General features: G+C 69.6%; 10 protein-coding genes. 8 read left to right on the top strand and 2 right to left on the bottom strand.

Annotated features, from left to right (window positions below):
- Positions 1-38: 38 nt before the first annotated feature.
- Entirely contained in the window at positions 39-1073 is a 1035-nt protein-coding gene (locus J4E04_RS03795) for an alpha/beta hydrolase (RefSeq protein ID WP_027504644.1), read from the bottom strand.
- Positions 1074-1358: 285 nt separating this feature from the next.
- Here J4E04_RS03795 and J4E04_RS03790 point away from each other — a divergent pair, with 285 nt between their 5' ends.
- The 7 genes from J4E04_RS03790 (at position 1359) to J4E04_RS03760 (ending at position 9803) form a co-directional block, all read left to right on the top strand.
- Entirely contained in the window at positions 1359-2768 is a 1410-nt protein-coding gene (locus tag J4E04_RS03790) for a wax ester/triacylglycerol synthase domain-containing protein (RefSeq protein ID WP_490149916.1), read from the top strand.
- A 103-nt stretch (positions 2769-2871) separates the two neighbouring features.
- The gene (locus J4E04_RS03785) at positions 2872-4332 is read left to right on the top strand and encodes a wax ester/triacylglycerol synthase domain-containing protein (RefSeq protein ID WP_490149915.1); all 1461 of its coding nucleotides are present in this window, start codon (positions 2872-2874) and stop codon (positions 4330-4332) included.
- 50 nt (positions 4333-4382) lie between these two features.
- Positions 4383-5348 carry a hypothetical protein gene (locus J4E04_RS03780; protein WP_490149914.1) on the top strand — a complete coding sequence of 322 codons (966 nt, stop codon included), beginning with the start codon at positions 4383-4385 and terminating at the stop codon, positions 5346-5348.
- A gap of 230 nt (positions 5349-5578) precedes the next feature.
- A complete protein-coding gene (locus tag J4E04_RS03775; protein WP_027504640.1) occupies positions 5579-6577 on the top strand; it encodes a daunorubicin resistance protein DrrA family ABC transporter ATP-binding protein in 999 nt (332 codons plus the stop codon).
- Positions 6574-7374, top strand: a complete 801-nt coding sequence (locus tag J4E04_RS03770; RefSeq protein ID WP_037184733.1) for an ABC transporter permease — start codon at positions 6574-6576, stop codon at positions 7372-7374. The genes J4E04_RS03775 and J4E04_RS03770 overlap by 4 nt, the downstream gene beginning before the upstream one ends.
- A complete protein-coding gene (locus J4E04_RS03765; RefSeq protein WP_222631717.1) occupies positions 7371-8216 on the top strand; it encodes an ABC transporter permease in 846 nt (281 codons plus the stop codon). Before J4E04_RS03770 ends, J4E04_RS03765 begins: the two co-directional genes overlap by 4 nt.
- 144 nt (positions 8217-8360) lie before the next feature.
- Complete coding sequence (locus tag J4E04_RS03760; RefSeq protein WP_490149913.1) at positions 8361-9803, top strand: wax ester/triacylglycerol synthase domain-containing protein; 1443 nt, start codon at positions 8361-8363, stop codon at positions 9801-9803.
- Here J4E04_RS03760 and J4E04_RS03755 read toward each other — a convergent pair.
- Entirely contained in the window at positions 9800-18298 is an 8499-nt protein-coding gene (locus J4E04_RS03755) for an amino acid adenylation domain-containing protein (protein WP_490149912.1), read from the bottom strand. The two genes, J4E04_RS03760 and J4E04_RS03755, sit on opposite strands and share 4 nt — an antisense overlap.
- Before the next feature lie 409 nt (positions 18299-18707).
- Between J4E04_RS03755 and J4E04_RS03750 the strand changes: the two genes are divergently transcribed.
- The gene (locus tag J4E04_RS03750) at positions 18708-20087 is read left to right on the top strand and encodes a wax ester/triacylglycerol synthase domain-containing protein (protein WP_490149911.1); all 1380 of its coding nucleotides are present in this window, start codon (positions 18708-18710) and stop codon (positions 20085-20087) included.
- Positions 20088-20126: the final 39 nt, after the last annotated feature.

The raw sequence follows: 20126 nt of genomic DNA, 5'->3' as shown, positions 1-20126 counted from the left end.
GTTCGACACGCTCGCGGCCGTGGCGCACAGCCGGAGAATCAGACTCCGAGGGACGCCGCCACCATGGGCCAGGATTCGTGCAGGTCCTCCTGCCAGTAGGCCCAGGAATGCGTTCCGTTGTCTCGGAACTTCACCGTGGCCGGAATGCCGAGTTGCGCCAGTCGCTCCGCGAACGTCCGCGTGCACGTGTTGGTGATCGACTCGATGCCGCCGCCCACGACGACCCGGTTGATCAGTGCGGGGACGTCCCCTGCGATGCGGGCACTCTGGAGAGTCTCGTCGAAGCCGGGCAGCCCACTTCCCGTGGTGACGTAGAGAGGAGTGCCGCGCAGCTTGTCCGCGTTGAGCAACGCGTCGTTGGCCGCCCACTCCGGACCGTCGTCGGGTCCCCACATGTTCTCCGTGTCGCCCCCGCCGCGCGCCTCGACCACGAGCTTGACGAAGGCGCGGCCCAGGTCGTCCGACGTGCCGGCACAGCCGCTGAAGGACGCGACCGACGAGTAGAAGCCGGGTCGATCGGCGGCCAACATCAGGACCGCGCTCGCCGCCATCGAGATGCCGCCGACGGCCTGGGTACCCGTCGTTCCGAGCGAGCGGTTCATGAGAGGGGGCAGCTCGTCCAGCAGGAAGGTCTCCCACTTGTTGCGGCCGAGCTCCGGGTCGTCCGCGACCCAGTCGGTGTAATAGCTGAAGGCGCCGGCCTTGGGCACGACCACGTTGACGTTCTTGTCCGCGAAGAAGGTGGACACATCGGCCTGATCTGGCCAGTTGCTCGACGGATCCTCGCCGCCACTCGCCCCGTTGAGCAGGTAGTACGTGGGGCGCGGGGCCGAGGTGTCGGCGGGCCGGAACACCTGCAGCGGAACCGACCGATCCATCGACGGCGAGTACACGGTGACGAGGTACTGCTGACCGCCGACGAACTCCACGCTCTCCACCCGCGCACCCGAGCCGGTCTCGACCGCGGCGATCGGTGCGTCGTCGGCTCGGGCGACGGTGGGGGTGGCCGTCATGAGCGCACCGACCACCGCAGCGGCGACCAGAGCGGTGATCGGCCGTCGTGTCCACGTCATCGTCGTATCCCTCTCGCACTGCACTCCCGGCGACAGTGCACTGCCGTCACAGCAGTGTCATGCGCCCCATCGCCTCGCACTCTAGGCGACGTCACAGACGGGCGTGCGGCCATGCACGAGCAAGAAGATTCGTCATTCCGGTAACACGGGCCTGAAACAGGGCGATCATCGGGTACAGGCGGCCGAACGAGGCTGCGGCCCGGTGACAGCGTTCCGGCCCCGACCGAGACGAAGGCGGTACTTCCGATGGCGACACGACGACATACCTCCGCGGTGGGTGAGCCGATGGCACCGCGGGACGCGCTGAACTACTACTTCGAGAGCGAGCGCACGCCGGGCACCATCGTGCACGGCATCGTCGTGGACGCCGCCCGCTCGGACGGATCGCTCCGCACGCTTGCGGACGTCGAGCGCTTCGCGCGAAGCGTGCTCGACCTCCACCCTCTGTTCCGGCGTCGCCTGCGGACGACGATCGCCGACCTCGCCTTTCCCGTGTGGGTCGAGTGCGACGTCGACGTCCGCGCGCACGTGTTCGTCCACGATGCTTCCGCGGCCGACGAGCATCCGGACCACTTCCTGCGTCGACGAGTGATGGACGCCTCGAGCACGCCGTTCGACTTCGACGTCCCCGCGTGGCAAATCCACCTCGTGACAGGTCTGCGCGGAGTACCGGGCGTTCCCGAGGGCGGCAGCGTGCTCCTCCTCAAGGTGCACCACAGCGCCATCGACGGGATGGGCACCACGTCGCTCGTCCACCGAATGCTGGCCCCGCCGTCCGCCGACGTCTCGGCGCACCGCAACGACGTCTTCGACCGCGAGAGCATCGCCGTGCCGACCCCGTTCGCTGCTCTTCGTTCGCTTCCCCGCGAGTTCGCCGGTTTCGCCGGCCGCGGTGTCCGCCGATGGCGTGCGGTCCGGCAGCTCGACCCTGTACAGCGACCCACCGCCCATCACTACCCGGCCACGCGTTTCAATCGAAATCTCGCTCCGGACATGACGTTCGGGATGGCGTGGTTCGACCTCGATCGTGTTCGCGCGATCAAGTCCGCCGTGCCTGGCGCGACCGTGAACGACGTCGTCATGACAGTGGTGTCGATCGCGCTGTCGGACTACCTGGGCGGCGAGCTCCCGGCCACGAGCCTCGGGGCGTCGTTCCCCGTCAACGTGCGCACCGTCGACACGACGGGCGAGACCGCGAACCAGCTCGCGATCGCCGTGGTCGATCTGTTCACGGACGTCGCAGATCCGGTCGACCGTCTGCGCGCGGTCTCCGCGGCAGCACGCGACCGCAAGTCCGACCTCGCGACGCGGCTCCGCAGCCTCCCCTCCCATCCCATGAACTCGGCACCGGCCCCACTCCTGGCGGCGATCGCTCGACTGATGCCCCGCCGCCCCGCTGCCCCCACGACGACCGGCACGAACACGTTGATCTCCAACATCGCCTACGGCAACGACCGGATGGAGCTGGCGGGCGCGCCCGTGACGGGCGTGTTCGCACCCCTCCCCGTGGTGGAGGGGGTCCAACTCGCGCATGTCGTCGTGTCGGCCGGCGGTCGGATGTGCCTGACCGCGGTGTCCCACCGCGCCCTGATGCCGGACGTCGACCACTACACGGCACTGCTCGCCTCGGCGGTGGACACGCTCGCGGTCGCGACCGACACCAGCGAGCGCGCGTCCGTCGCCACCGTTGCTTAGCATGCCTACAGTTTTGTTACAGCGTAAAAACGGGCATAAAGCTTGTACAGAACGTTCGGTCGGAGTAGCTTTCCCCTTCATCACATCGCTGAAGGGCCGGAACATGACCATGGCACGTCGGGGCACGGCCGAACGTGGTACCGCCATGCACGCACGCGACGCCCTCAATTTCTTCTTCGAGTCGCCGCTCACGTCCGCCGCCGTGGTGCACTGCTACGTCCTGGCCGACGGCGCGTCCGTGCGCTCCGTCGCCGATGCCGCCGAGTTCGGGCGCGGCATCCTCGCGCTCGACCCGCTCTTCACCCGGCTGCTGGTGTCGGTCCCCGCGAACCTGGCGTTCCCTCACTGGGTACCGACCGAGGTCGACGTCACCGAGCACGTGTACGTGCACACGCCGCCGGCGGGACAGAGCCGCGACCTGCTCGTGTCGATGATCACCGACTTCACGACCACACGGCTGCCGCGTGAACGCCCGCCGTGGCAGTTCCACTTCGTCCTCGACGTCACCGGCATCGACGGGGTGGCCGAGGGCGCCACCGTGGTGATCTTCCGGAGCCACCACAGCGCGATCGACGGCATGGGGTCCGTCGAACTGGTGAACCGCGTCTTCGGCCCGAACCCGACACCGCGCGTGGACCCGGACACTGCGGTGGACGTCCCGGGTCCCGTCCGAGCGGCACGCGCACTTCCGCGCGACATCGTGACCCTCACGGGAGCGGCGCTGCGGCGGCGAACGGCGGCCCGCGCACTGAAGGCCTCGTCCGACTCCGGCACCGCAGCGCACGAATCCTTCCCCGCCACGCGCTTCAACCGTCGAGTACGCCCGTCGATGGTCTTCGACATGACGTTCTTCGAGATGAGCCGTGTCCGCGCACTGAAGAACAGGGCCGGAGGCGTCACTCTCAACGACGTCATGGTCACGGTCGTCTCGCTCGCGCTGTCCGCGTATCTCGCGGAGGACGGTGAGCTGCCCACCGACTCGTTGGGCACCACCATCCCGGTGAGCACGCGCGCCATGGGGGAGAGCACCAACGCCAACCGGATCGCGGTCGCGACGTTGTCGCTGCACACCGATGTGATCGACCCGGTGGTGCGCCTGCGGGCCGTGCACGCGTCGGCGTCGCGGGCCAAGGACCACGCCACCGCTGTCGCCACCCGGCTGCCGGCGCATCCGCTCACCGTGATGCCGGCGCCGCTGATGGCGTTGCTGGGCAAGACCATGAGGTCACCGGCCGCACCGGCACGGGTCGCCACCAACACGATGATCACCAACGTGCCGTACGGCGTGGGCGGAGTCACGATCGCCGGATCATCCATGGTGGGCGTCTTCGGGCCCCTCCCCACCGTCACCGGAGTGGCTCTGGCGCACGCCGTCGCCACCTTCGGCGCGTCGATGTTCGTGTCGGTCACGTCCGTGGACGACGCGATGCCGGACACCGCTCGATACATACGCCACATCCGCACCGCATTCGACCGTCTGGAGGCGGCGGTCGCTCCGAGCGACGCCGATCCTCCGGCGACGCAGGCCGCCGCCACCCCCACGACGATCACGGTCTCGCCGTGACGTCCTCTCACTCGTTCCGCAGCCCGAACCCGCACACCGAAGGACACGCCATGGCGCCCCGACACAGCCGCACTCCCGTCACCACGACGGACACCCCTCGCGCATCCGTCGGCGTCTGGACGCATGCACCCACGTCTCTCCGCCGTCACGTGTTCGTCGTCCGTCCGGGATCCGAGAGCTCCACGCCGGATCGCATGTCGAGGCACCTGACCGACCTCGCCGCAGAGGCAGGTCTGCTCGGAACCGACGAGCACGCCCGGGTGACCGTCCACGCGCCGGGCGTCGCGGCCGGAACCGTCGTCGCGCTTCTCGACGCCGCGCACCCGTCGACCGACGCACCGTGGTGCCTCGACGTCTTCACCGAGGTGTCGGGCTTCGATGCGGTGCCGAGCGGATCGGCGGTCGCCGTGTTCCGCTCCGCAGTCGGGCCCGTCGAGTCGCGCACGATCACCCGCATCGTCGAGACCGTCCTCGCTCCCGGCCGTCCCGCTCGTCCGGGTGGTCCCGTGGCACGCCACGCGTACCGACCGTTCGACGGTGCCGACGCGCCGGCGTACCCGGCACCACTGGGTGACGCCCGTTCACTCGTCGCGCAGTTCCCCACCGTCCGACTCGAGCAGATCTCCGCGGGACTCGGTCAGACCACGATCGCGGACGTGGTGTCGACGGTCGTCTCCACCGCCGTGCGGCGCGCGGTTCCGGCCGGGACGTCTCCCGTCACCGCTCTGCTCGTCGCGGACATGCCGGTCCCGCCGTCCGGGGTCGACACGCCCGACCTTCTGTCCTTCGGACCGCACATCGCGGAGGACGCGCGTTCCGTCACCGCCACCGTGTGCCGTGTCGGCGCAGCCACCGTGGTGACGCTCTCCTCCTCGGTGCCTGCACTCGACCTCGCCACCGTTCTGCACCACGTGGAGGACGAGCTGCGAGGCCTGGAGCACTCCGCCGCCGCGCAGTTCTCTCGCCTGGGGCGACTCTCTCGCCACGCACGGGAGCGCGCGAACGTCGCCTCCTGACTCACCTGCCACCACACAGTCGAAACGGGTTCGGCCGCGTCCTCGGACGTGGTCGGACTCGGTCCACCACCACGGCTCCCACGTGGAAGAAGTAACATCGGTCGGGGTTCGCGGGATGACTTCGACAGTGCCGCACGCTCGACACGTCGCTCCGCGACCGACTCGGTCGGGCATGATCGCTCTCGAGCGACGAGCACTGACGACACCGCACCCGACGACAGTGGAGACCAATGCCATCAGACGACACAGCCGTACTCGTAGAGGACGTTCACAAGTCCTTCGGAACGGTTGACGCACTGCGCGGCATCGATTTCAGCGTCCCCACCGGCTCCATCCTCGGAGTTCTCGGGCCCAACGGCGCCGGGAAGACCACCACCGTGAAGGTGCTCGCGACGCTGGTCCGACCGGATCGCGGACGTGCGGTGGTGTCCGGCCACGACGTGGCGCAGGATCCTGCGGCCGTCCGGCGTTCCATCCTCATGACGGGTCAGTACGCCGCTCTCGACGACGCCCTGACCGGCCGGGAGAACCTCGTCCTCTTCGGTCGTCTCATGGGACTGACGAAGAAGTCGGCCCGTGTGCGCGCCGAGAACCTTCTCAACGACTTCGACTTGATCGAGGCCGGGGATCGACAGGTCCGCGGCTACTCCGGCGGTATGCGTCGACGCATCGACATCGCGTGCGGTCTCGTGGTGCGTCCGAAGGTCGTGTTCCTCGACGAGCCGACCACCGGACTCGACCCGCGCAGCCGCAAGGCGGTGTGGTCACTCGTGTCGTCGCTGCGAGACCAGGGCATCACGACGCTGCTGACCACGCAGTACCTCGAGGAAGCCGACGTTCTCAGCGACAGCATCATCGTCATCGATCGCGGTCGGGTCATCGCGCAGGGCACGGCCGACGAGTTGAAGTCGATGACGGGCGGCAACTACTGCCACATCAGCCCGCTGGATCCCACCGAACTGCGCCGCGCCGCAGATGCTCTCGCCGGTCTGCTTCCGCCCACCTTCAGCGCCGCCGACCTGCAGGGCGACAGCATCATCATTCCCGCACCGGACGGCCCCGGCACGCTGGCCGAGGCGCTGAAGAGGCTCGACGCCGCGGGCATCGAACTGTCCGACATCGGTCTGCGCCGGCCGTCCCTCGACGACGTGTTCCTGAGCCTCACCGGTCAGTCGCAGGGTGATGCGGCTCCGGCCGAACCCGCCATCGGCTCGGGCGCACCCTCGTGACGGCCACCCGAGACGCAGGACGTGCCTCGCACCGAGCACCGGAACCCACGGCGTTCAAGCAGTGGGCGAGCCTGTCCGGACGGTCCCTGGGATCGATGGCCAGGTCCGGCAGCCTCGTGGTCGCCGTGGTCGCCCCGGCCGTCTACACGGTCGGCTTCTACCTGCCGCTCCGGCTCGTCATGCAGTTCCAGGGCCTGGACTACGCCCAGTTCCTCATGCCGATCATCTGCCTGCAGGCCATGGCGTTCACCGCCATCTCCGCAGCGCAGCGTGCTGCCATCGAGGGTCAGTCGGGTATGACCACCCGTCTGCAGACGATGCCGGTCACCCCGTGGGTACCGCTGCTGTCGAGAGCGACGGCCAACCTGGTGCACGCGAGTCTCTCCCTCATAGCCGCGCTGGTCTACGGCTCCCTCATCGGGTTCCGATTCCAGGCAGGACTCGACGACGCCGTCATCTTCATGCTGTTCGCACTCCTCGTCGGCGCGGCGCTGACCACGGGCGGCGACGCGATCGGATCGTTGTCCCGGTCCCCCGAGGCCACCAGCCAGGCACTGACCCTGCCCCAGCTGATCCTCGGCATGTTGTCGTCGGGCTTCGTTCCCGAGACAGGCTTCCCCGAATGGATCCGTCCGTTCGTCCGCAACCAGCCCATCTCCCTCTTCTCGAAGGCCATGCGTGACATGGCCGAAGGGGGCGTCAACTCCGCGACACTGTGGCCGGCGATCGCCTGGGCGGTGGGCCTCATCGTGGTCCTCGTACCGCTCGCGGTCTGGGCCAGCACGAGGCGATCATGACCGACACCACGTCCGAACCCCGCTTCGATCTGCGCGCGCTCCCCGAACCGGAACGCCTCGTGGGCGAACGCAGCCTCGCCGGGCTGGCGTCGCAGAGCGTGCTGCACTGCGGTCGCCTGCTCCGTCGCTGGGCTCGCGATCCGCTGACCATCATCCAGGCCGTCGTGTACCCGGTGGTCTTCCTTCTCATGCTCCGCACGGTGCTCGGCAACTCCGTGTCGGCGGCCACCGGGGAGAACAGCATCTTCGGCACCGTCCCGCTGATCGCCATGGTCGCCGCCATGTCCGGGTCGCTCGCGAGCGCGGTGGGTCTGCGCCGAGAGCGTGCGGCCGGTCTGGTGTCCCGCTTCCAGACCCTGCCGGTGCACCGCGCCGCGGGTCTGGTGGGTCGACTCCTGGCCGAGACCGCCCGCATCGTCACCACGACGTTGCTCATCGTCGTCGTCGGGTTCACGCTCGGCTTCCGGTTCGAGCAGGGGCCCGTTCCGGGCGTGCTGGCGATGCTCGTGCCGCTGGCGTTCGGCCTCGGGTTCGCGGTGTTCGTCACCTCGGCCGCGATCGTGACCACCACCTTCCCTCTGGTCGAGGCCGTCGGAATGGTGTTCACCATTCTCATGTTCTTCAATTCCGGTTTCGTCCCGACGCGGGCCTATCCGACGTGGTTGCAACCGTTCGTCGAGCACAACCCCATCTCCTGTGCGGTCGATTCGATGAAGGGCCTCACACTCGGTGGCCCGGTCACCTCCCCGCTGTTGCAGTCGCTAGCCTGGTCGTTCGGGTTGTTCCTGGTGTTCGTGGGGCCTGCGGTGCGTGGGTACCGTCGCGCCGCCGAGACGTTCTGACGCTGCCGCGACCGGCCGGTCACAATGGCCGCCCGATCGGCCCGAAAAGGGCGTAACAGAACGCTCGGTTCCGGCAATGTAGTCGCTGTAGGCGCGGCCCGCGGATGCTGGTCGGCGCAGTGGCCGAACGCGAGGACCGACGCCGTGACACGATTCCGACAGCCCTTCATCGGCGTTCGAGTATCACCCCGGGACGCGATCAACGTCCTCGCCGAGAGCGAGCGGGTGATCGCCAACCTCGTCGACGTGATGGTGTTCGACGCCGCCGGCACGATGGGAGCATCCCCGACCCACGCTACGGTGTGCGCGTGGATGCGTGGACGTCTCGACGTCTCCCCCGTGTTCCGCCGGCGGCTCCGACGGCGCGCCGGCGATCTCGGTGACCCGTTCTGGGTGACCGGCGACGTGGACCTCGACGACCACGTCGTCGTCACTCCGATCGATCGACCGGGATGGGACCCCGTCGAGCGCCACATCGCTCGGGTCATGGCCACTCCGATGACGCTGGCGTCGTCGGGGTGGGAACTGCACGTTCTGACGGGCATCCACGGCGTGCCGCACCTTCCGGAGGGCGCGACCGCGGTGGTGATCAAGGTCCATCACGCGTCGATGGACGGGTTGGGGCTGGTGGCCGTGGTCCGAGCCCTGTTCGCGTCTCCCGACCTCTCGCACGACGGACGTGTCGCGGAGCGCCGCGGAACCGCGGTTCCGGGCCCGATTCCGCCGCTGTGGAAGGACGCCGCCACGATGCCCCGCCGGACGGCGATGTTCGTCCGGACGATGGCGGCCGTGCGCCGGGCTGCCCCCGAGACACCGCGGCCACCGCGGCCCGCGACCCGCTTCAACGCCCGGATCGCACTCGACCACCGCGTCCGGATCGTCTGGCTGGACCTCGCACACGTCCGGACGATCTCGCGAGCCGTTCCCGGAATCACCGTGAACGACGTGCTGCTCACGGCGGTCTCCCTGGCACTCACCCGGTTCCTCGACGAGGCAGGGGAACACCCTGCGGCCACCTTGAGCACGACCATGCCGCTCGACATCCACGCGACCCACGACACCGCAGCGGCGAATCAGACCACGTTCGCGGACGTCGACCTGCACACCACGGTCGTCGACCCGCTCCTGCGCCTCCGCGCTGTGCACGCTTCGGCTGCCGACGCCAAGAGGCGGGTGCAGGATCTGACGTCTCGGCACGAGGTCAGCCCTTTCGACGTCGCCCCGCCCCTCCTCCTGCGGGCGATCGGCGCCCTGTCCACTCTGGCTCCTCACGACCGTCCGACAGTGCCGTCCACCACCGTGGTGTCGAACATGCCGCACGGAAGCGACGACCTGTGGTTCCTGGGCGCCCGCGCGGTGGCCGCGTTCATGCCGATGCCCACGGTCGACGGCATGGGCCTCATCCACCACATCACCTCGCTCGGCAACCGTCTGGCACTCACCGTGACGGTCGAGTCGACCATGATGGCGGAGCCGGACCGCTACTGCGCGATGATCCGGGACGCCGTGGACGCGCTCGCGGCGGCCACGCTCGACAACGTCGCCGCGCCGCGCGCAGCGGCCCCCGCGAGCGTCGACACCGACTAGCCTCGCAGCGCCGTCCCGGTGAGCACCGTGACGTCCAGCGGCGCTGCCGCGGGTGCCTGATCGGCATCGCTCACGACGATGACCTCGAGGTCGTCCAGTCCCTGCGTGTCGAGCGACGCGAGTTGGGACTCGGACAGGACGACATGGGTGACCCACTCGTCGGCGAGCGCGTCGGCGAGATCGTCGGAGGCGTCGAGACTCACGGTCGTCGCTCCGGCCGCGGCAGCGACCACCACGGCGAGCACCTCGAGGTCCAGCGGCGCCCCGGCGGCCACCGCCACCCGCGATTCGTACGTCACCTGAAGACTGTCCGCGGTGATGCACGAGGCGAGCGCTGCGTGCGTCAGCGTGGCATCGCCCAGGGCGACGAGCGGATCGCCGGGACCGGCGGACACGATGCCGTCCGCCGCGGACAGCGGTCCGACCGGGCCCTGCGTGAAACGGTCGTCGGACGTCACCCGGATCGCGGTGTCCGCGTCCGTCAGCGTCGCGCCGATCTTCGCCGCGGCCCAGGTCGCCGCGATCCTGTCCTCGGGTGCCTCGACCAGCGGGGTCACCGGTCGGCCGGGTCCACCCCCCTCGGCCAGCAGGACCCGGGCGATGCGATTGGACCGGGCGTCCATCTCGGCCCAGCTGATCTCGAACTCGCCCCGTGCGTACGCGGGAGCTCCCGGATCCGCCTCGACGGACGCGGTGATCATCGAGGCCAGGTCGACGGGCTGCGGCCGACTCGTCTGCACGGCCGCGGCCACCGGCTCGTCGGCGTCGGTCGACGGGCCCGAGGCCAGGGCGATCGAGGAGACGGCACCGCCCGGATCCGCCACCACCGCGTCGAGCGCGGACGAGAAGACGGTGGCGAAGGTGGCCGCCGTGGCCTCGTCGAACAGATCGGTGGCATAGGTGACGATGCCGGTCACCGGGTCCGAGTGCTCGCGGTGAGGCGAGTCCTCGATGGTCAGCGTGAGATCGAACTGGGCGGGATCGAACGGGTTCTGCAACTGCTCGACGTGCAGACCCGCGAGATCGATCTCCGAACGCTCGGTGTTCTGGTACGCCAGAGCCACGCGGAACAGCGACGACGACCGCGCAGGCGCCACCGTGTCGACCACGGTGTCGAACGGCACGTCCGCGTGGGCGAACGCCGAGAGGGCGACACCCCGCGCATCGTCGACGAGATCGACGACGGACGCGTCCTCGTCGACCGCCAGGCGCAGCACCAGGGTGTTCACGAGCATGCCGACCAGAGGATCGAGTTCGGCGCTGCCTCGACCCGCCACCGCGGTGCCGACGCAGATGTCGGTCGACCCGCTGATGCGCGACAGGGCGACGGACAGCGCCGCGTGCACCACCATGAACGGAGTCGCGCGCCGCTCCCGTGCCAGATCGCGGACCAGCTCGTACGTCTGCGCCGGGATCTCGAAGCGCACGGAGGCACCCACACCGGACGGTGCCGGAGGACGCGGACGGTCCTGCGGCAAGGACAGCTCACCAGGGAGCCCTGCCAGGGTCTCGCGCCAGTAGGCGAGCTGACGCGCCGAGACCGACTCGGGATCTGCCGGGTCGCCCAGCAGCGTGCGGTGCCACAGGGCGTAGTCCGCGTACTGGACCTCGAGCGGCGTCCACGCCGGCAGCACGCCCGCCGTGCGCGACGCGAATGCCGTCACGACGTCGACGGTGAGGGGCGCGATCGAGAAGCCGTCGGCCGCGATGTGGTGCACGACCACGACGAGCACGTGCTCCTCGTCGCCGAGGCGGAACAACTCGACGCGCAGCGGCACCTGCGTCGTCACGTCGAACGGCGTGGTCGCCACCGCCACCACACGCGCCGCGAGCTCGGCCTCCGTCACCGGGATCGGGGTCAGCGGCCGGCCCACCGGTGCGAGCACGGACTGACGCCCGTGACCGTCGACGTCGGGGTAGACGGTGCGCAGCGTCTCGTGTCGGGCGACGACGTCGTCGACCGCGACGCGCAGGGCATCCACATCGAGTGGTCCCGTGAGCCGCAGGCCCATCGGCAGGTTGTAGGTCGCCGCCGTCGGATCGACACGGTTGGCGAGCCAGAGCCGTTGCTGTGCCGGAGCGAGAGGAACGACCTCGGGGCGGGGAGTCGACGTCAGGTGTCGACTGGTGGTGACGACGGTGTCGAGGCTGTCCGCGAGGTCTGCCACCGTGGCCGCGTCGAAGACGGCGCGCAACGGCACCCGCACACCCAGCTCGTCTCCGATGCGGGCCGCGACGCGGGTCGCCACCAGCGAGTTCCCGCCGAGAGCGAAGAAGTTGTCGTTGAGCCCGACGCGCTCCACGCCCAGGAGTTCCCCCAGTACCTCGGCCACGACGCGTTGCTCCTGCGTACGCGGTGCGCGGTATCGCTGCACGTCCACCACCGGGTCGGGCAGCGCCGAGCGATCGAGCTTGCCGCTCGCGCTGACGGGCAGCGCGTCCAAGACGACCACGACCGGCACCATGTACGCCGGCAGGATGCGCGCCGCATCCGCTCGGAGCAGGTCGGTGTCGACCGTCGCTCCCGGCGCGGGCACGACGTAGGCGACGAGCGTGTCGTCGCGGACGATGGCGACCGAACGGGCGACGCGCGACGACGCGGAGACCGCCGCCTCCACCTCGCCGAGTTCGATGCGCAGTCCACGCAGCTTGACCTGGTGGTCGACGCGCCCCGCGAACTCGAGATGGCCGTGGTGATTCCACCGGGCCAGGTCACCGGTGCGGTACATGCGCGCACCGTCGTGGCCGGGCAGTGCGACGAACCGGTCCGCCGTCAGGTCCGGACGCCCGTGATACCCCCGCGCCGCCTGGACGCCGCACAGATACAGCTCGCCCACGACACCGTCCGGCACGGGCCGGAAGCGACCGTCGAGCACGAGCGCGGCGGTGCCGTCGACCGGGATCCCGATCGGCACGGACGGCGGTTCGCCCCGCCCGACCGGATGTGCCGTCGCGTGAACCGCGAACTCGGTGGGGCCGTACAGGTTGTGCACGTCGATGTCGCACTTCTCGCGGAACGTGTCCACCGCGGCGCGACCGAGGGCCTCACCTGCCAGGAACACCAGACGCAGTGAGCGGCAGGCGTAGTCGTCAGCGGCCTCGGTGAAGACGGCGAACATCGACGGGACGAACGACACGGCCGTCACGCCGTACCGCGAGATGGCCCGCATCAGGTACTCGGGATCACGGTGACCGTCGGCATCGGCGACGGCGAGGGTGCCCCCGACCGCCAGTGTCGCGAACATCTCCCACACCGAGACGTCGAAGGTCATCGGGGTCTTGGCGAGCACCACGTCGTTCTCGGTCAGCGCATAGGTGCGCGCGAACCAGTCCACCTGGTGCGTGACGGCACCGTGCGGGACGGACACACCCTTCGGCACACCCGTCGAGCCGGACGTGAAGATGACGTAGGCGGTGGTGCCGGCGCGCACGGCGCCCGTCCGGTCGGCGTCGGTCAGCGGAGCGGACGAGACGGACGGATCGTCGAGTGTCGCCAACGACACGGCTCTCTCGCCCGCCACCGGGAGTGCGTCGGGCTCGGCCACGACAACGCAGCGCGCCGCGGTGGCGGCGACGATCTGATCGATGCGGGCCGCAGGCTGCTCCGGATCCACGGGGACGTACGCGCCACCGGCCTCGAGCACGGCGTACACCGCGACGAGTGCGTCGACCGAGCGAGGGAGAGCGACGACGACGGCGACCTCCGGGCCGACGCCACGCTCGACCAGGGATCGGGCGACGCGATTCACGCGCGCCGCGAAGTCTCCGTACGTGTGCGAACCCGCGGCGTCGACGAGTGCCGTCGCATCGGGGTTCTCGGCTGCGCGCCGACGGAATCGCGAGGTCAGCGAGACCGCCTCCGTGGTCCCCTCCGGCAACACGGGCGCCGTGATGCGCTCGCGTTCCACTCCGCCGAGCAGGTCGATCTCGTCGAGGACGACATCGGGATCCGCGGCCACCGCGCGGGCGACGGCCACGAAACGTTCCGCGAGGGACCCGATGGTCTCCCGGTCGAACAGGTCCGTCGCGTACGCGATGGTCGCGGCGAGACCGTCCGGAGCTCCGAGCGGTGTCAGGGAGTCCACGAGGGTGAACTGCAGGTCGAACTTGGCCACACCCAGATCGAACTCGACGGTCTCGAGGCGCAGGTCGGTCAGCTCGAAGTGCGCCTGGCCGAGATTCTGGAACGACAGGAGCACCTGGAAGATGGGGTGCCGCGCACGTGAGCGCGGCGGATCGATGACCTCCACGAGCCGCTCGAACGGGACGTCGGCGTGGGCGAAGGCACCGAGGTCCTGCTCGCGGATGTGGGCGAGCAGGTCGCGGTATCCGGTGCCGACGTCGACGCGGGTACGCAGCGCGAGGGTGTTGACGAACATGCCGATCATGTCGTCGACGGCGGCGTCGCCGCGACCGGCGACCGGTGTCCCCACCGTCACGTCGTCCGTGCCCGAGTGGCGTGCGAGCACGATCGCGAGGATCGAGTGCACGACCATGAACAGCGTGGAGCTGTGGGCGCGCGCCACGTCGACGAGCGCCGCGTGAAGCTCCGGTTCGATCGAGAAGGTGTGTGACGCACCGGCATACGTCGGCTCGGTGGGCCGCGACCGGTCGACCGGGAAGGGCAGCTCGTCCGGCAGGTCGGCGAGCGCGGTGAGCCAGTACCGCTCCTGCTGCGCGATGACCGACTCGGGATCGTTCTCGTCGCCCAGGGCGTCGCGCTGCCACACCGAGAAGTCGGCGTACTGGACGGGAAGCGGCGCCCAGGTCGGTGCGAACCACGACACCCGGGCGCTGTAGGCCGCCATGAGATCGCGGGCGAGCGGAGCCATCGAGGCGCCGTCCGCGGAGATGTGGTGGACGACGACGGCGAGCACGTGCGTGTCGTACGCGGTCCGGAACAGGGTCGCCGCGACGGGGACCTCCTCCGTCACGTCGAACGCACGACCGGCGAGCGCGGCCACCGCGGACGGCAGCGCGTTCTCGTGGACGTCGACCGGGGTGAGGTCGGGAACGATCGACTCCGCCGTCAGTGCGAGCTGCACGGGGCCGTTCGGGGTGTCCGGATACATCGTGCGGAGCGATTCGTGCCGATCGATGACGTCGAGCATCGCCACCTGCAGCGCCGGGACGTCGAGATCGCCGACCAACCGGACGGCGAACGGGATGTTGTAGGCGGCCGACGTCGGATCGAATCGGTTGAGGAACCACATGCGGCGCTGCGCGTACGACAACGGCGGCGCGTCCTCGAGAGCGTCCGAGTCGGCGGCCGTGCGGCGGACCAGGGGTGGCCGCGGCGGGACTCCGGACTCGAACTGCACCCGTGCCGCCAGTGCCGCCACCGACGGCGCCTCGAACAACGTCCGCACGGTCACCGTGGTGTCCAGAGCCTTGCCGAGCCGCGCGACCGCGCGAGTGGCGATCAACGAGTTCCCGCCGAGGGCGAAGAAGTCGTCGTCGCGACCGACCCGGTCGACGCCGAGCAGCTCGCCGAACACCGACGCGACGATCTCCTCGACCGGCATGGACGGCGCCCGGAACTCGTGCACCTCGACGACCGGTTCGGGCAGACTCCGCCGGTCGATCTTGCCCTGGACGGTGATGGGGAGCGCGTCGAGCACCATCACCGACGACGGCACCATGTGCGACGGCAGACTCTGCACGGCGAAGCGGTGGATCTCGTCGCTGTCGACGGTGCGGCCGTCCTGCAGGACGACGTAGGACGCGAGCGCGAGGGAGCCGGACGACGGTCGGTGCGCGATGGTCACGGACGCGCGGACGCTCTCGTGCATCGACAGCACCGCGTCGACCTCGCCGAGTTCGACGCGCATGCCGCGGATCTTGATCTGGAAGTCGGCTCGGCCGACGTACGCGATCTCGGTGTCGGCCGACCAGCGCACCAGATCGCCTGTGCGGTACATCCGTGCGCCCGGCTCGCACGGCGACGCGACGAAGCGCCCCGACGTGACGCCGGGTGCGTGGACATAACCCCGCGCGACGGACGGTCCCGACAGATACAGCTCGCCGACGACGCCCTCGGGCACGGGCCGGAGCCATGGATCGAGAACGAGGCACGAGGCTCCGCGCACCAGGCGGCCGACGGTGATCGGCGCGGCCGGATCCAGCGGCCGCGACATGTGGCTGATCATGGTGATCTCGGTGGGTCCGTACGCGTTGTACATGCGTCGGCCGGTACCCCACCGCGCCACGAGATCGGGTGGGCAGGCCTCGCCTGCGGTGACGACGTGCTGCACGTGATCGAGCCCGTCCGGATCGACCGAGGCCAGCGCGGCGGGGGTGATGGTCACGTGGGTGACCGCCTTCTCCGACAGGTAGCGCGCGAGTTCCTCGCCGCCGAAGACGTCCGCCGGCGACACCACCAGCGTCGCCGACCGGCTCAGGGCGGAGAGCATCTCGAACAACGACGAGTCGAAGCTGGGCGAGGCCAGGGCCAGGACACGGGAGGACGACTCGACGTCCAGACGCAGAGCGATGTCCCGCGTCAGGTTCGCGACACCGCCGTTGCCGACGACGACGCCCTTCGGGAGACCGGTCGATCCGGAGGTGTAGATCATCCAGGCCGGAGTCTCGAGGTGGATCGGCGAGAGCCGATGCGCGTCGGTGACCCGCGCCGGCGAGTACTGCGACACCAGGCGGTCGGTCTCGACGGCGTCGATCGCGAGCCAGTCGAGCGCATCGGGGAGGCTGCCCGCGCGGGTGGTGTCGGTGATACCGAGGACGGCCCCGGAGTCGGAGACGAGGTGCAGGATGCGCGCGGTGGGCAGCGCCGGGTCGATCGGCAGGAACGCCGCGCCCGTTCGCGCCACGGCCCACGTGCTGAGAATCGAGTGCAGCGACCGTGGGAGGGCGATCGCCACGGTGGTCTCCGGCCCCGCGCCGCGCGAGACGAGCAGTCGAGCGATGCGGTTCGCCGAGGCGTCCATCTGCGCGTAGGTGAGGGCGCCGTGCGCCGTCTCGACCGCGATGGCGTCGGGCGACCCTGCGACGGCGTCGTCGATGACGTCGACGAACCGCCGGGGTCGAACGCTCGACGCTCCCCGCGCGGGCACCAGGGTGGCGCGCTCGTGCGGGGAGAGGACCTCGATGTCGAGGACCCGGCCGTCCGCAGCGCTGTGCGAGAAGCGCCGGAGGTAGTCGAGGAACCGCGACCGCAGGTCCTCGACGCGCTGCTGGGTGTAGAGGTTCGGGTTGGACTCGAAGTCGATCTGCAGCTCGTCGCCGTCGCCGGGAGCCGGGTACAGGTTGATCGAGAGATCCTCGACCGGGCCGGTGGTGAGCACGTGGTACGACCCACGAACGTCGCCGAGCACGATCTCGTTGTCGAACATCATCAGGTTCACGGTGGGACCGAAGAGGCCGCGCGTGTTCGTCATCTCACCCGCGTCGCGCCGGATGTCCTCGTGCCGGTACCGCTGTCGGCGCAGCGCACCGGTGAGTTCGCGCTGCACGCGGTCGATGACGTCGGACACGGTGGCGGCGGCGTCGACGCGGACGACGAGGGGAACGACGTTGGAGACCATGCCGCCCGAGCGCCGCAGGACCGCGCTCGCGCGGCCCGACACGGGGAGGGACAGCACGACGTCGGTGGTTCCGGTGGTGCGGGAGACGAACGCCGAGAACGCGGCGATGGCCAGCGTGACCGTGGTGGTGCCGAGCGAGTCGACACCCTTCGCGAGAGATTCCGCGACCTCGACGGGAGTGCGTCCCGACGCCGCCCGGCACGGCACCGAGACCGGTGCGGTGCTGTCGACGAACGAGACTCCGGTGGGGAGCGTCTCGAACTTCTCGGCCCAGTGGCGGCGATCGTTCTCGAATCGCGTCGACTCGCGGTAGGCGACGTCGTCGTCGTAGACCGTGCGGAGGTCGCCCGCCCGCGTCGGCGTCGGCTCGCGGCCCTCGACGAGCGCGGTGTAGTGCGCCGCGACCTGGCGGATCATGGTCATCGCACCGAAGCCGTCCAACACGATGTGGTGGATCCGGCAATACCAGAAGTAGCGCTCGTCCTCGACCCTGATCAGGTAGGTGACGACCAGCCGGTCGGAGGTCATGTCGAGAGGCGCGGCGCACTCGGCGCGCATCCACTCGATCGCCGTCTCGACGGGAGTCGCATCCTCGCGCAGATCGAGGAAACGCACCGTGTCGGTGATGGACAGGTCGACCACCTGGGCCGGCACTCCGTCCTCTTCGACGATGCGCACGAACCCGGACCCGAACTGCCGGCCGACCGAGATCATCGCCGCCTCGAGAGCCGCCGCGTCGACCGGTCCACGCAGGTCGACGTAGTGGGCTATCGACACCGGCACGGAGCCGGCGAGCTGCTGAGCGAACCAGATCCCGCGCTGAGCCGCGGTCAGGGGAACCGCGTCGAGCACGGGCGCGGGGCCGTCCTCACGGGCGCCGTCGTCCTCCGCGTCCGTCGCCTCGGCGATACCGACGCTTCGGTTCGCTACGCGCGCGGTGTCGAACGACTGCACCGATCTGGACCTCCGAATCCGGGGACGACCGCACTCTGCGTCGTCGATGAGGATCGCAACCCGGTCCGCGCCACCCTCGACTGCTGGTCCTCGATCCGGTTATTCAGTGTTTCACAGTCCCAAAACCCCGACAAGGCAACCGGGTCCGACCATCGAGTTCGCTGCACGGTCCGCCGACGACGTACGACCCGAGTCGGTCGGCGAAAGCGAGACGCGATCACTGATTCGTCACGATTCGGGAGAGTACACAAAGCAGACCGAACCTTGTCGGGATCAGGCACGAACCACCTGGACGGAGACACCGCTGTCTACCGTGGAAGCGGCACCACCCGACGTGACATGCACAGGAGATCCCGTGAGCCGATTCCGGCGAACCACACGACGCTCCACCCCCACCCGAGGGCGACCGATGACGTCCCGTGACGCCCTCAACCTCTATCTCGAGTCGCCGCACACGTCGGCGATCCTCATCCACGCCTTCGTGGTCGACGTCGCCGCGGGCCCCGGTACCGGACTACGCACGCACGCCGATGCGGTGGCCTACGCCCGCTCGATCGTGCACCTCGACCCGATCTTCCGGCAGCGGCTCCACCGTTACCCCGGCGACATCCACTACCCCTTCTGGGTGGACGACCCCGACGCGGACGTCGACTCGCACGTCACCGTGACGCACCAGCAGGACGGCGACGTCGAGATCGTGCGCCGCCGGACGGTCGAACTCTCCCGTGAGTTCTTCGACTTCACCACCGGGCCGGCGTGGCAACTGCACTTCCTGGTGGACCTGCACGGCGTCGACGGGGTCCCCGACGGGGGCACGGTGATGATCGCCAAGTTCCACCACAGCGCGATCGACGGTGTGAGTGCCTCCGACCTCATCTCCCGCATGTTGTCCCCCACTCCGGCAGAGCCGCGACCGGAGACCGCCGAGGTTCCGGTTCCCGGTCGAGTGCGGGCACTCTCTCGCGTTCCGGCCGACCTGGTGCGCCTCGCCGCGGTGGCGGCCCGCTGGTCGACGCGGTCTCGTGCCGGGACCCCACCGGCGTCGTCGACCGCGCCGACCGCAGTGCCCGCGACACGGTTCAACGGTGACAAGGAACCGGACATGTCGTGGGACCTGGCCTGGTTCGACCTCGACCGCATCCGGCGCGTCAAGTCCGCGTACCCGGGCACGACGGTCAACGACATGCTGACCGCGATCATCTCGCTCGCCCTCTCGACCTATCTCGAGGAACGAGGCGAGTTGCCCGCCAGCAGTCTCTCGATCTCGATGCCGATGAGCACACGCTCGCTCACCGACGCGACCACCGCGAACCAACTCACGCCGATGATGGTCGACCTGCACACCGACGTGCGGGATCCGGCGGAACGCCTCCGCAAAATCCACGAGTCGCTGGTGGCGGCGAAGGAATCGGTGGCTCGCTCCACCGAGCGCACGGGCCCACCACACCCTCTCGGTGCGTTGCCCTCCGTCGTGGTCCCCGTGATCGGTGCCCTCACGCGGGCGCCGTCGATCGATCCCGCGACCGCGCCGGTGACCACGATGCTCAGCAACGTGAGCTACGGACGCGGGCCACTCGCGCTGCTCGGCGCGCCGGTGGTCGGCTGCTACGGAGTTCTTCCTGCCGTGCGCGGGGTGCATCTCACGCACTCGGCGCGGTCGGTCGGCACGTCGATCTCCCTGTCCGTCGCAGCGAACGCACAGTCCCTGCCGGACATCGAGCACTACATGGACGTCGTCCGACACGCACTCGATCTGCTGGACCCGGACGTCGACACGACTCGGGCCTGACCGCGGCGGGACGGCGCTGGTCGCGTCGTCCCGCCCGCC

The sequence above is a fragment of the Rhodococcus sp. NFXS4 genome (assembly GCF_058139645.1).
The sequence above is the reverse complement of the archived record's forward strand: the minus strand, read 5'-3'. Positions and strand labels throughout refer to the sequence as shown.

Excerpts from the sequence above, each read along its gene's own strand:
- J4E04_RS03795 (WP_027504644.1), bottom strand. The coding sequence starts at position 1,073 with ATGACGTGGACACGACGGCCGATCACCGCTCTGGTCGCCGCTGCGGTG.
- J4E04_RS03790 (WP_490149916.1), top strand. The coding sequence starts at position 1,359 with ATGGCACCGCGGGACGCGCTGAACTACTACTTCGAGAGCGAGCGCACG.
- J4E04_RS03785 (WP_490149915.1), top strand. The coding sequence starts at position 2,872 with ATGACCATGGCACGTCGGGGCACGGCCGAACGTGGTACCGCCATGCAC.
- J4E04_RS03780 (WP_490149914.1), top strand. The coding sequence starts at position 4,383 with ATGGCGCCCCGACACAGCCGCACTCCCGTCACCACGACGGACACCCCT.
- J4E04_RS03775 (WP_027504640.1), top strand. The coding sequence starts at position 5,579 with ATGCCATCAGACGACACAGCCGTACTCGTAGAGGACGTTCACAAGTCC.
- J4E04_RS03765 (WP_222631717.1), top strand. The coding sequence starts at position 7,371 with ATGACCGACACCACGTCCGAACCCCGCTTCGATCTGCGCGCGCTCCCC.
- J4E04_RS03750 (WP_490149911.1), top strand. The coding sequence starts at position 18,708 with ATGACGTCCCGTGACGCCCTCAACCTCTATCTCGAGTCGCCGCACACG.